This window comes from Metasolibacillus fluoroglycofenilyticus, assembly GCF_003049645.1.
In the GTDB taxonomy this organism is placed as follows: domain Bacteria; phylum Bacillota; class Bacilli; order Bacillales_A; family Planococcaceae; genus Metasolibacillus; species Metasolibacillus fluoroglycofenilyticus.
In genome coordinates, this window is the sequence record NZ_PYWK01000002.1 from 46923 (window position 1) to 59451 (window position 12529).

At 37.9% G+C, this 12529-nt stretch carries 17 protein-coding genes; 8 read left to right on the forward strand and 9 right to left on the reverse strand.

The window, feature by feature from the left end:
* The first annotated feature begins 23 nt into the window (after window positions 1-23).
* From C9J36_RS10765 to C9J36_RS10775, 3 genes are all read left to right on the forward strand, one after another.
* Window positions 24-422, forward strand: coding sequence for a VOC family protein (locus C9J36_RS10765; protein WP_107943130.1), 399 nt, complete (start codon window positions 24-26; stop codon window positions 420-422).
* 71 nt (window positions 423-493) lie between these two features.
* Window positions 494-907, forward strand: coding sequence for an SRPBCC family protein (locus C9J36_RS10770; protein WP_107943131.1), 414 nt, complete (start codon window positions 494-496; stop codon window positions 905-907).
* Window positions 907-1224, forward strand: a complete 318-nt coding sequence (locus C9J36_RS10775; RefSeq protein WP_107943132.1) for an ArsR/SmtB family transcription factor — start codon at window positions 907-909, stop codon at window positions 1222-1224. Before C9J36_RS10770 ends, C9J36_RS10775 begins: the two co-directional genes overlap by 1 nt.
* Window positions 1225-1403: 179 nt before the next feature.
* Here C9J36_RS10775 and C9J36_RS10780 read toward each other — a convergent pair whose 3' ends face one another.
* Genes C9J36_RS10780 through C9J36_RS10795 form a run of 4 tightly spaced genes read right to left on the reverse strand, consistent with a single transcriptional unit; the run spans window position 1404 to window position 4714 of the window.
* Window positions 1404-1901, reverse strand: coding sequence for a HugZ family pyridoxamine 5'-phosphate oxidase (locus C9J36_RS10780; protein ID WP_107943133.1), 498 nt, complete (start codon window positions 1899-1901; stop codon window positions 1404-1406).
* 12 nt (window positions 1902-1913) lie between these two features.
* A complete protein-coding gene (locus C9J36_RS10785; protein WP_066166503.1) occupies window positions 1914-2693 on the reverse strand; it encodes an ABC transporter ATP-binding protein in 780 nt (259 codons plus the stop codon).
* Window positions 2693-3682 (reverse strand): FecCD family ABC transporter permease, encoded by a 990-nt coding sequence (locus tag C9J36_RS10790; protein ID WP_066166506.1) that lies wholly within the window; start codon window positions 3680-3682, stop codon window positions 2693-2695. Before C9J36_RS10790 ends, C9J36_RS10785 begins: the two co-directional genes overlap by 1 nt.
* Before the next feature lie 21 nt (window positions 3683-3703).
* Entirely contained in the window at window positions 3704-4714 is a 1011-nt protein-coding gene (locus tag C9J36_RS10795) for an ABC transporter substrate-binding protein (RefSeq protein WP_066166509.1), read from the reverse strand.
* Window positions 4715-4866: 152 nt separating this feature from the next.
* On the opposite strand from C9J36_RS10795, the gene C9J36_RS10800 reads away from it, so the two are divergent.
* Window positions 4867-5391, forward strand: coding sequence for a P-loop NTPase family protein (locus C9J36_RS10800; RefSeq protein ID WP_107943134.1), 525 nt, complete (start codon window positions 4867-4869; stop codon window positions 5389-5391).
* Window positions 5388-5831 carry a GNAT family N-acetyltransferase gene (locus tag C9J36_RS10805; RefSeq protein ID WP_066166515.1) on the forward strand — a complete coding sequence of 148 codons (444 nt, stop codon included), beginning with the start codon at window positions 5388-5390 and terminating at the stop codon, window positions 5829-5831. Before C9J36_RS10800 ends, C9J36_RS10805 begins: the two co-directional genes overlap by 4 nt.
* Before the next feature lie 160 nt (window positions 5832-5991).
* Here the strand turns inward: C9J36_RS10805 and C9J36_RS10810 are convergent, their stop codons facing one another.
* Complete coding sequence (locus C9J36_RS10810; protein ID WP_066166518.1) at window positions 5992-6363, reverse strand: HesB/IscA family protein; 372 nt, start codon at window positions 6361-6363, stop codon at window positions 5992-5994.
* A gap of 149 nt (window positions 6364-6512) precedes the next feature.
* Between C9J36_RS10810 and C9J36_RS10815 the strand changes: the two genes are divergently transcribed.
* The gene (locus C9J36_RS10815; RefSeq protein WP_107943135.1) at window positions 6513-7199 is read left to right on the forward strand and encodes a DUF2225 domain-containing protein; all 687 of its coding nucleotides are present in this window, start codon (window positions 6513-6515) and stop codon (window positions 7197-7199) included.
* Between the two features lie 244 nt (window positions 7200-7443).
* On the opposite strand, the gene C9J36_RS10820 is transcribed toward C9J36_RS10815, so the two are convergent.
* Window positions 7444-8796, reverse strand: coding sequence for a sodium-dependent transporter (locus C9J36_RS10820; protein ID WP_107943136.1), 1353 nt, complete (start codon window positions 8794-8796; stop codon window positions 7444-7446).
* 112 nt (window positions 8797-8908) lie between these two features.
* Window positions 8909-9145: a NifU family protein gene (locus C9J36_RS10825; RefSeq protein ID WP_107943137.1), complete on the reverse strand. Its 237-nt coding sequence runs from the start codon at window positions 9143-9145 to the stop codon at window positions 8909-8911.
* An 84-nt stretch (window positions 9146-9229) separates the two neighbouring features.
* On the opposite strand from C9J36_RS10825, the gene C9J36_RS10830 reads away from it, so the two are divergent.
* Window positions 9230-9556, forward strand: coding sequence for a YuzD family protein (locus tag C9J36_RS10830; protein ID WP_066166528.1), 327 nt, complete (start codon window positions 9230-9232; stop codon window positions 9554-9556).
* A gap of 411 nt (window positions 9557-9967) precedes the next feature.
* On the opposite strand, the gene C9J36_RS10835 is transcribed toward C9J36_RS10830, so the two are convergent.
* On the reverse strand, window positions 9968-11035 hold the full coding sequence (locus tag C9J36_RS10835) for an NAD(P)/FAD-dependent oxidoreductase (RefSeq protein WP_066166531.1): 1068 nt from the start codon (window positions 11033-11035) through the stop codon (window positions 9968-9970).
* 322 nt (window positions 11036-11357) lie between these two features.
* On the opposite strand from C9J36_RS10835, the gene C9J36_RS10840 reads away from it, so the two are divergent.
* Window positions 11358-11594: a YuzB family protein gene (locus C9J36_RS10840; protein ID WP_066166534.1), complete on the forward strand. Its 237-nt coding sequence runs from the start codon at window positions 11358-11360 to the stop codon at window positions 11592-11594.
* A gap of 177 nt (window positions 11595-11771) precedes the next feature.
* On the opposite strand, the gene C9J36_RS10845 is transcribed toward C9J36_RS10840, so the two are convergent.
* On the reverse strand, window positions 11772-12287 hold the full coding sequence (locus C9J36_RS10845) for a pyrophosphohydrolase domain-containing protein (RefSeq protein WP_066166537.1): 516 nt from the start codon (window positions 12285-12287) through the stop codon (window positions 11772-11774).
* Between the last annotated feature and the right edge of the window lie 242 nt (window positions 12288-12529).

Sequence of the window (12529 nt, forward strand, 5' to 3'; positions counted from 1 at the left end):
AATCTACTTTAAGGAGGAGTTCGATGATTCATCAAATTGGACAAATTATGCTTTATGTAAATGACCAAGAGGCAGCAGCAAGGTTTTGGACAGAAAAAATAGGCTTTGTTTTAGTAAAGGATGAAGAAAACCACGGGATGCGCATAATTGAGATTGCCCCTGCAAAAGATGTACAAACATCTTTCGTTTTGCATAATAAAGCTATGATTGCGCAAATGCAGCCTGAGTTAAACTTAGGTACACCTTCCATTATGTTTTATGCAACAGATGTTGAGGCATTGTACGAGGAATTTAAAGCTAAAGGAATTACCGTTGGTGATTTAATTACCATTCCAGCAGGCAAATTATTTAATTTTGCAGATGATGAAAATAATTATTTTGCCCTAATTGAAAAGCGTTATAAACTACCCCTTGATGATTGACATGTAACCAAAAGGTGTTATATATTTATAACACCTTTTGGTTATACTTTTTCAAAAAAGGAGTTAGAATAATGACAAAGGATATTGTTAAAACGGTTTTACTAAACGCACCAATTACGAAAGTATGGGATATTGTATCGACCTCTGAAGGTATTAGCGCATGGTTCATGCCAAATGATTTTCAAGCTATTGAAGGGTATCATTTTACAATTCAATCCCCCTTCGGTCCTTCACCATGTAAAGTAGAAAAAGTGGAAGCCCCACATTTTTTGCGATTTGCTTGGGATGAGGATGGCTGGTATGTAATATTTGAGCTGAAAGAAGTTGATGGGCAAACTGAATTTACGTTAACACATGGCGGTTGGAAAGAAGGCGGTCACATTATTCCAAAGGCGAATTTACCTGTTGATGCAGTGCGGAAGAATATGGATGGTGGCTGGACAGCGATTGTTGGTAAAAAATTAAAAGAGGTAGTAGAGGCTTAATGGCACAAACTGCCGAGAAATATGATGTATTCCAAGCCATTGCAGACCCAACAAGACGTCAAATTTTGCAATTGCTGGCGCATGGTAACCAGCCGATTACTAATATTTCCGCACAATTTGCCATAAGCCGCACAGCCGTTGTAAAACATTTAACTGTACTTGAGCAAGCACAGCTCGTAGCTGCCGAAAAAAAAGGACGAGAAAAAATATATACGCTTCATGTAGAGCGCTTAAAGGAAGTCGAGGATTGGCTACAATACTTTGAGCTGTTTTGGGATAATAAACTACTGCAACTGCAGCGTCTAGTAGAAGAATAATTAGAGCTGTCTTTAAAATGGAAAGCGAGCAATTCACTTTCCCGTATTTTAATTTCAAAGGAGGGCGGCTAAACTTAGTGCTTCTTACATTTTCAAAGAAAACTCTTACAAATATTTTACCAAAGCACCATTTTAAACGTTAAAAGAGCTGGCGACTGCACGGCTCTTTTAACGCTCCCCTATCGCTGTTTTTTATCCACTACAACGTGCTCAAACTTCGTGCCTGAAGGGTTGACATCAAATGCTTTACCAAAACCAACAACGTAACGCCCTTCTACCGGTGTCAAAGAGAACAGTGAGAAGTCTAATGTTTTTAGGAGGGACATAATTTGATTGCCATGCGTATTTGAAAAGGCTTCAAAAATTGTCTCATGCCCCTCATTTCCTAAATTTTCTGGCGTACACTTAAAGCGTAATCGCTCTGTTGCAAAATGATTATGTGTACTAGCTTCATCTGCAATTAGCAGCATATCGACAACTTTACTATTTTCAATAAAGCGATAGTGGTCTGCTATACGACTAATATAAATATAGAAAGTATCGCCTATTTTCACGACAGGTGAATTGCTAATAAAAGGCTCGCCCTCGTCATTTAACATGCTCATGACACAAGTTTTTCTGCCTTCAATAAAATGTAGATAGTTTTCTTTTTCCTTTTCAATATTAATTGGCTTCATTTTTATTCCTCCTTATTTGACAGCGCTTACTAAATGAATGCGCGGCGCTTGATCCCAAGCAACATACTCTACTTCTGATTCCATTTTGTATACTTCACGTATCATGCAAGTTGTCATAACTTCCTTTGGGTTGCCGATACATTTACAGCAGCCCTCTTGTATAACAATAATTTTATCGCTATAAGCCGCGGCCTGGTTTAAATCATGCAATACCATAACAACCGTCATCCCCATATCTTGATTTAATTCACGCACAAGCTGTAATACTTCATGCTGATGCGAAATATCTAAATAAGTTGTTGGCTCATCAAGCAATAGTATTTGAGGTCTTTGTGCTAAAGCCATCGCAATCCAAGCTCGCTGTGATTCACCGCCTGATAGTGCAGAAATCGGACGATCTTTATAATGCAATAAATGCGTCTTCTCTAAAGACCAGTGCACAATTTGCATATCCTCATCGTTTAAACGCTCAAACCACTTTTTATGCGGGTAACGCCCATAGCTTACTAAATTTTCAACTGTAATATCATTCGGTGCTTGGTTTCGCTGACTAAGCATACATAGTTTTTTAGCTATTTCCTTTGAGCTCATCGATTTCATATTTGTATTATTTAATGTAATCTGTCCTCGGTCATATGGATGCATGCGCGCAATCGATTTTAACAACGTCGACTTCCCTGACCCATTCGGTCCGATAATGGAGACAATTTCCCCGTCTGTTACTTGAAAGGAAAAATCTTTTACTACCTGCTTTTGCTCATAACGAATGCATACATTATCAACTGCTAGCATTAGAACGCCCTCCTACGCATTAAATATAAGAAATATGGACCGCCAATTACTGCCATTAAAATACCGGCTGGAATATCTAAAGGGGCAAATAATGTGCGTCCGCCAGTATCAGCTAATAGCAAGACAAGTGCCCCTAACAGCATACTCATCGGTAACATATATTTATAATCTGAGCCAACAAGGATACGAGCCATATGTGGCACGATTAGCCCAACAAAGCCTATCATCCCAATAGCTGCTACAGAAATGGCAGCTAAAAAAACAGCCAGCAATGATAATACGATGCGGATACGTGTGACATTTTCCCCTAAATTGATTGCTACTTGGTCACCCAAGCGGATAATATTCGCTTTACGAATGGCAAAAATGGATAAAATCCAGCCTACTAAGGCATATGGATAAATCATCAGCAAGGCGCCATTGCCTTTAGCTGCTAAGCTACCATTTAACCATTGCACTGCAGACGGCAATCTATCACTATATATAATAGAAAGAAAGCCGACAATTCCCCCACACAAAGCATTCACTGCTACACCTGATAAAATGATGGTAATTGGTGTGATGCCTGTACGACGCCACGCTAATAAATAAACAATAAAAGCAGCAATGACACCACCAATAAAGGCAGCAATCGGAACTAAGTATGTGTATTCTGGATAAACGAGCATAATGACTAGTACACAGGCTGCCGCACCTGCCGTTACACCTGTTAATCCAGGGTCTGCTAGTGGATTTCCCATCACCGCTTGTAGCAATGCACCTGAAATCGCAATATTAGCACCTATAATTAATGCTAGTAATACACGTGGTAAACGAATATCAAAAATAATCGTATGATATTTTGCTTCACCTGATGTTGTAAATAATGTTGATAATATATCTGGTACTGCTATTCGTACACTACCTAAACCGATTGCAATTACGGCAAAAAGCAGTAAGCAGCACAAGGTAATGATAATAATCGCACGACTTTTGGCTGTACTTACCATGTTGCCTCAAACTCCTTTTACTTATTTAACAAAATAATCTGCCACTTTCGTTAATGCATTTTCTACATTCATAATCGAAGTTACACCGAATATGCTGTAATCTAAAATATGAATTTGCTCATTTTTATAAGCGGATAGCTTTGTCCAAGCATCATTTTTCGCTACTTCTTCCTTGAACATTTCCTCACTAGCCCCATGGTCGCCAGAAGCTAATACTAAAATAACATCTGGGTCATATACAACAATATCTTCTAAGTTGACAGCCGAATATGTCGATTCTACTTTTAATTCTGTTGTTGCAATATTCTCTGCACCTAAACGTTTTACTAAGCTACCTAAATAAGAATTTTCACTCATCACCATAAACGAATCAGATGTACCAATCATTAATAATACGCGAGGTAACTCCTTACCTTCTGCTAGTTTCATTAATTCATTTTCCTTATCAAGAATGGAGCTAAGTACTTCATTCATTTTCTCCTCTTGCCCTAAGTATGTGCCTAATACCTTAAAACTTAATTTCAAATCCTCAAATGAATCTGTCGGCAAGTAGGCTGTCGTTAAATTAAGCCCCTCTAAGCTTTTATCTAGCGAAGATTGCAATGATTTCGCACCAATTAATAAATCTGTTTCTAAATTCGTAATTACCTCTAAATCTGGCGCCATCGGTGAACCGATTTGTGCTATATGATTAAATGCTTCTGGAATTGGATTTGTAGAAGTTGGTACGCCAACTGGCTCTACATCTAACAGGTGTAGCATTTCAGTTAACGGCACAGATGTTACGACAATGCGCTCGGGCTTTTCTGCTGGTAAAGCTGCTAATAGCTCTTGGAATTTCGCCTCATCAACCCCGTCATTTTCTAACGTTAGCCCTTCATCTTCAACCTGCTCCTCATTCTCTGTTTCAGTCGCTGCTTGTTCTTGCTCATTTGCTACAGCATCCTCTTTTTCAACTGGCTCTACCTCTTTTTCAGCACATGCGACTAATAAAAGTACGGCAAACATAAATACAACCATTATTTTTTTCAACTCAAAATCCCCCACTTAATTAATAATGAAAATCATTATCAATTATATTTCAAAACGTATGATTGTCAATATGAATTTTAAAAAGAATATTTTTTACGAACGCTCTCCTATGCTAAAATGACTTTACGCAAAGCAATAAAGGAATGAAATAAATGAAGAAAAAAATCCATATTATCGGTAGTGTCGGAAGCGGAAAATCAACTTTGGCAAGGCTGCTGGCAAGCAAATATGATATGTGCTATATCGAGCTAGATAATATCGTGTGGGAGCGCCATCCTGATGGGGATATACGCCGCTCAAATGAAGCAATTTCTCAACTAATTCAGCAAGTGGCGAGTCAAAATAAATGGGTTACAGAAGGCGCACATTATCAGCATTGGGTAACACCGCTTTTCGGACAGGCAGACTATATTATTCACTTACAGCCCCCTTATTTTACAAGGCTATGGCGCATTCATAAACGATTTTTCAAGCAAGTTTTAAGGCTAGAAAAATCGAATTATAAACCTACGTTGAGCATCCTACGCAATATGTATAAGTGGAATAAATCGTATGAAAAAACAGGTCAGTGGAAAATTAAAGAGCAATTACAGCCATTTCACGATAAAGTTGTAACGGTAAAATCACAAAAGGAGATGGAAAGGTTTATATATCAACTAGAGGGAGTAGTAGGATGAATTATCATATAGCAATTTCATTGAAGAAGAACGAAAAATTTTCAACCTTTTTACAGGAGAAAATTAGAGAATTTAATAATCAGCATTCCGTACACCATAAAGCAATAAGAAAAAAAGAAGCGATACAGCCACTTAATATTATCGTATCAGACGACGATAAGAATTGGATTGGTGGTTTAAATGCAGAGGTTTATTGGAATTGGTTAGAAATTAATAATTTTTGGTTTCATGAAAATTATAGAGGCGAGGGCTTAGGCGGAAACCTTCTTTCCCAAGCCGAGGAAATCGCGAAAGAGATGGGGGCAACGAAAGTACTTTTAACCACTTTTGAATTTCAAGCGCGCACATTTTATGAAATGAAAGGCTATCAAGTTGTTGGTGAAATTAAAGATTATCCCCCTGGAAGCGTCTACTACACAATGGTGAAAACGCTTATTTAACTTATTTTCCGTAAATATACAAAAAAGCCACCTCAATTTGTGATGTTCTGTAACACACAAATCAAGAGGGCTCGATAAAACACAACCCTAAATAGGCTAATTTAAGGTTGTGTTTATATATTATTTGGATTGTGTATACTCAATTCACAATCCTACTTTGTCACTCACAAACCTCAGGCGTGCTCTCGCGCCCTGCTGCACGGAAAGATGTGCCACAGCCGCATGATGCAAGGGCGTTTGGATTATCGATGGTGAAGCCACCACCCATAAGTGATTGTTTAAAATCGATTTTCGTTCCTTGTAAAATGCCTGCATCTTCCTTTGATACGACGATTTGTAAGCCATATTGCTCATCTAAAAAATCGTCCTCATGCTGTTCTGTATCAAAGGCCATTCCGTATGAAAGACCGCTACAACCGCCACCTTTAACCGCGACGCGCAAATAAGAGCCTTCTTCCTCATTATGTGTCATCATTTCCTTCACCTGAAACGCTGCCGCCTCTGTCAATTCAACAACTTGTTTTGTACTCATCACAGTCACCTTCTTTCTTACTCCTATCATATCAAGAGCGCCTCAATGTGCCAACAAAACTGTTTGTATTTCGACTTATTTCATACTTTCTTCTTAAATAAAAGTGTTATAATAATACTATGTATATAAATGAGGGGCGTGAATATTTGATGAAAATCTCACCTTTTTACGAGAAAAAAGTAGATTGTTTGCATTGTAAAAAAAGTTTTCCTACTTTTAAAATACGAACGAAATTTATTAAAGTCAAATCAACTGAATCCGACTTTCAGCCTATTTATGAGGATGACAATGTAAATGCGCTTTACTATAATGTTTTTGTTTGTGAGCATTGTGGATTTTCCTTTACAGAAGACTATTCAAAGTACTTTGCACCGGGTGTGTCTGAGCAAATAAATGAACAAATATCAAGTAAATGGGTACACCAATCCTTTAAAGGCGAACGCACTGTTTTTCAAGCAATTCAAGCATATAAGCTTGCTTGGCTTAGTGCTACAATCAAAAAAGAGCGCTTTGTCACAGTAGCTGGGCTGACACTTCGTTTAGCTTGGCTCTACCGGTCATTAAACAATAAAGAGCAAGAAGAGCGCTTTTTACATGTGGCACGCGATCAGTATATGGAATCTTATTCTACTGAGGATTATGCCAATACACAAATGTCTGGCGTAAGAATTATGTATATGGTTGGTGAGCTGTCACGCCGAATAGGTGATTTCGAAATGGCAACACGCTTCTTTTCAAAGGTTATTGAAAGCCAACGTGTTGGTGGTGAAGCAAGGCTTGTTGACATGGCTAAGGAGCAATGGGAAATTATTCGCGAGGAGCGAGCAAAACAGTAAAGGGGTCGTCTGAAAAGTCATTTTTGAGACGACTTCTTTGCGACGTGTAACCGAGTTTAGTGCTGAAAGCGAAGCGACAGGTACAAGCATTTAAGATAGAAGCAGGGGCTGTACGAAAAGATATACACTTTTCGTACAGCCCCTTTCTTATGAATTAGCGACAGCGCAAACATAGCGCTGTCGAGACAATCTAAACCCTTTTCAATTTTAAAGAACTATTTATATTTTCCGCATAATAAATCCGTTAAAAATTTAATATACCGATTGCATCTAAAAAGACAATAATAATAGCAATTGGTGCTACATATTTAATCGCTATGAGCCATATGGCAAATAACCTCTTGGCATAGCTTGCCCCATCACTAATTTCTGCTAGCAATGTGTTTCGAGGTATAGCAAAACCCGCGAAAATAGCAATTAATAACGCCCCTAATGGCATTAAAATATTGGAGACAAGATAATCCGCTGCATCGAATATTGTCTTATCAAAAATCGTAAAATCACTTAGCATACCGTAGGATAACGCTGAAGGAATACCAACGATAAAAATCAGCAGACCTGTAATCCATGTCGTGCTTTTTCGTTTTTTTCTATCTTGCTTTGTTACTGCTGCCACAATAATTTCTAGCATCGAAAATGCAGAAGTTAGTGTAGCAAATAGGAAAAGAATTAAAAAGACTAATAAGAAAAATGTCCCAAACGGCATTTGATTGAAAACAGCTGGTAGCACGACGAATAATAAACCAGGCCCCTCAGTCGGCTCAAAGCCAAAGGAAAAGACAGCCGGGAAAATAGCAAGCCCTGCTAATAGTGAAATAAATAAATTCATCAGCACGATTGTTAATGCTGATTTTGGTAAGTCCTCGTTTTTCGATAAATAAGAGCTATACGTTACCATTACAGAAACACCTACACTAATTGAGAAAAACGATTGCCCAAGTGCAAATAAAATTGTTTTCGAGCTCATATTTGAAAAATCCGGATATAAGAAAAAGTGAAGACCTTCTCCAACACCATCTAATGTTAATGAGCGAATAATTAAAATAAGGAAAGAAATAAATAATGCAGGCATCATAATTTTACCTGCTCGCTCAATTCCTTGTTGAACCCCTTTTGCCACGACGAAAATGGTAATTGCCATAAAAATAAATTGGAATAAAATTGCGTAGAGAGGATTCGCAATAAAATCATTAAATAGCGGCGCATATGCAGTTTCAGAAAGTCCAGATAAATTTCCAATTACCGCTTGAACCATGTAAAGAATAATCCAACCACCAACAACACTATAAAATGATAGCAAAATAAAGCATGTAATCATGCCGAGTATTCCAACAAAATGCCATTTTGAATTAGGTGCGAATGTTAAATAAGCTGAAACTGCATCCCTTTGCGAGCCACGACCAATGGCAAACTCCGCTAATAGGATTGGCAGCCCAACGAAAAGCGTAAAAATTAAAAAAATGAGGAAAAATGCTCCTCCACCGGAAACTCCAGCGATATAAGGGAATTTCCAAATAGCTCCCAGCCCTATTGCAGAGCCGGCAGTTGCTAAAATAAATCCTAGTCTCGATGTCCATTGTTCTTGCTGTTGACCCATAAATAAACTCCTTTATAAAAAACATACCTACTTATTATACACGATATTCAAACAAAAAAAGTGGCGTTTGGATGCAAATTGCTTCCAATGCCACTTTTTCAGGTAAGCTATATTAGAATACTTGCTCTACTTCAACAATTCCCGGTACTTCCTCTAATAATGCACGTTCAATACCAGCTTTTAATGTAATTGTAGAACTTGGACAGCTACCGCATGCACCTAGTAAACGTAATTTTACGATACCTTCTTCAATATCTACTAATTCACAATCCCCACCGTCACGTAATAAGAACGGACGTAATTTATCTAAAACTTCCTGTACTTGTTCGCGTTGTTCTAATTCTGTCATTTTTCTCGACTCCTTTCATTAAAATCATTATAATGTGAAGGAGAGAAAAAAGCCAATATTGTATTACGAAAGGTTGGATTTTATATGACAGCATCTAAAGCAGTAATCGAAATATACGGAGCAGATATTATTTGTGCGAGCTGTGTCAATGCACCTTCTTCTAAAGACACATATGAATGGCTACAAGCAGCTATTGATCGCAAATATCCGAATCAACCATTTACAATTCGCTATATTGATATTGAAGGCGATTTAGGCGATAAACGTGATATCGACTATGCAAATCGCATTCAAGAGGATGAATTTTTCTATCCGCTCGTTTTAATTAATGACGAAGTCGTTGGCGAAGGCTATATCCAAATTAAGCCTGTTTACGCCGCACTCGAAAAACTAGGCTACACATCGGAATAAAAGTTTAGATGTTCAGTCGTACAGTTGCTAGCTAGTTAAACGCTTTTATCGGTATTGAAATAAAGTGAAGCTTCAATCAATCGGGTTTTTACGGGCAGTTGATCTCCCACTTATCCTTAAGCCGATTTTCACTTAAGTCTTGAAGTGAGAGTCTTACTGCCCGTTAATGCGGGATAAAATGTTGACTTGGCAAGACTTCCTTTGAAAGTGTGATAAACACTGGCTTTAACTATGCTTACCTTAAGTAAGGAAGATACGATGAAAACCTTCTTTTAATGCGTTACCACAACAAAAGACTTTAAATCAACTGTTTTTAACTTCTCAAAAAGAAGCAAGCCCTTTTTCAACCATCCTCACTTCAAACTAACAGCAAAAAGGAAAGCGACGCCCCAGCCTGCTTTCCTTTTTGCCTTAATTGTTTTGACGCTTATACATCCAAAGCAAGCCTGATTTCATTAAACGAGCAATACGCCCGGTTACTGTTGTATCTGCTAAATGAACAAAGCCTTGTTTCTTCCCTAGCGAGCCCATAAAGCCCTTTAGTTTAATTTCTGGCATCGTTGCTGGTAGCGGTTCATTATTCCAACGATGGCGTAATACCTTTACAATACGCTCTCCTTGCTCCTCTGCAAGCTGTGCTGTTGGCGGTAAATCAGATGAAGCGCAGTCTCCAACAACAAAAACATGTTCATCATTTAGTAATGTAAAGTAGTTTGTGACAATTGGGCGACCGAATTTATCTTTCTCCACTTCCATGTCTCGTACAATTTTCACAGGCTGCACCCCTGCTGTCCAAACAACAGCATCTACTTCGATTACTTGATCATGATTATAAAGATGATTTTCTTCAACCTTTGTAATATTCGATTCAGCGATTACTTCAACATTATGTTTAATAAACCATGATTTCACATAATTACTTAGCTTTTCAGGAAAATCTCGTAAAATACGTGTTGAACGGTCAAATAATTTAATATTTAAGTCTGCACGGCTTTCACGTAGTTCACTAGCTAATTCAATACCTGACAAACCTGCGCCTACTATAGCTACCGTTGAGCCTGGTGGTAAGCCACATAGCTTTTCAAATGTTGTTCGCGATTTAGCAATTGTTTGAATGCTGAATGTGTGCTCCTTGGCACCAGGTACTCCGTGATATTTATCTTCACAGCCAAGCCCAATTACTAAATCATCATATTTTACTTCTTGACCGCCCTCCAAATAAACCGTTTTATCCTCTCGGTCAATGCGAATAACTTCACCAAAAATAGTTTTTAAGCGCGGATGCTCTGGGAAGGCTACACGAATCTCTTTATCCGTCGAAGTCCCTGCTGCAAGTGCATAAAATTCTGTTTTTAAGCTGTGGAATGATGTGCGGTCAATTAAAGTAATTTCGGTATCTTGTGGGAAATTATTCGGTAATAGGCGTAGCAGTATACGCATATTTCCATAGCCCCCACCTAATAGTACTAATTTTCTCATATGCTGAGCTCCTTTTACTTATTTTCATTAAAACAGAGTACCCATTTCTCCCCCTCAGTAGAAATGGCGTGCCCCCTTTCCTTCATCCAGCAAATGCCCAAATACCTACTGAACTAAAAGAATGCCTCTGGCAGTTGTCACAAATTTTTCAAAAATGTTAGCCGAGGCGAAATTGATATAAGATTAACTATTCAATAAGAGTATAGCTCATTGTGATATGTTTCACAATATGTTCCGAAACATTTTGTGAAACATTTCACAAAATATGTTGTTTGACGTAATTACTAAAAAAAAGTAGCATACAATTGTGAGGTGACTTGTAGTGAATCCAATGGTTGAATTTTGTATTAGCAATTTAGCAAACGGCGCACAAGAAACATTTGAGGTGCTTGAAAAAGACCCCAATATTGATGTTCTTGAATATGGCTGCCTAAGCTTTTGCACAAAATGCTCTGAATGCTTTTATGCGCTTGTCAATGGAGAGCTTGTTGAGGCTGACACACCTAGCGAGTTGACTCAAAAAATATATGCTTATATTGAAGAAAACCCTCTTTGGTAATAAATAAGAGGCCTAAAATTCAGTGTTTTTAATGATGCTGTTCGAAAACACTGAGGTGTCTTTGTGGTTATGGAGGTATGGACTTTATTTATTTATTTTAAAATGGCTATTCTTTCAATAAAACACAAACAAAACGTCCAAAAAGCAGTGCTATGCACGCTTTTTGGACGCTCTTTATTATTTCATCTGTTTTAACACTTCTTCTTTAATAAATGGCTCTGGACTATAAAAGTCTGGTGACTTAATAATCTTTCCATCTTCACGACATTTCGCGTATTTATTGCCATTCTCATCTGTGAAAAGCTTCGACATATTTGCGCCTTGTACAATATCAAAAACGGGCTCAATATCTACTCCGATTTCTACTGCCGAACCGAATGAAAAATATAATTGGTCTGCTAAAGCATCTGCTTGGGCAATTACTTTTTCTTCAGTGCTTTGAGGAAACTCGCCATTTAATGATTTTTCATATGCCTTTTGAATACCAGCTAAAAAATACTCGTAGCTTGCCGCAAACTCCTCCTTCGTTGAACAAGAAGCTGCAATAAACTCAATCGCCTCCTCGGCTGTCCAAACGCTACGGTTAATTGCTCGCTCTCGCTCCATTGGCACAAGCTGCTCTGGTGCAGGGTGTTTAAACGCGATATGAAAGTCGCGAACATGATTTTGTAATTTGTTTGCAAATTGTTTCATAAAAACTTCTACTCCTCTTTCAATATAATTCTAATCATACACGAACTATATCCAAAGAGGAACCTTATGTGCCAATTTAAAATTTAGGCTATGTGAACAAGGGGACTATTTCAAAAGTCGAACTTCTCCTCAGTGCAGTGAAAGGTTAGCTGTGCCCTTATTTTATTTTAAATTCAAAAGAAAGCAGCTAAGCTCTGAGTTTAGCCCATTTTCAAAAAGCTCTTCTTTATGATTCCTTTGCT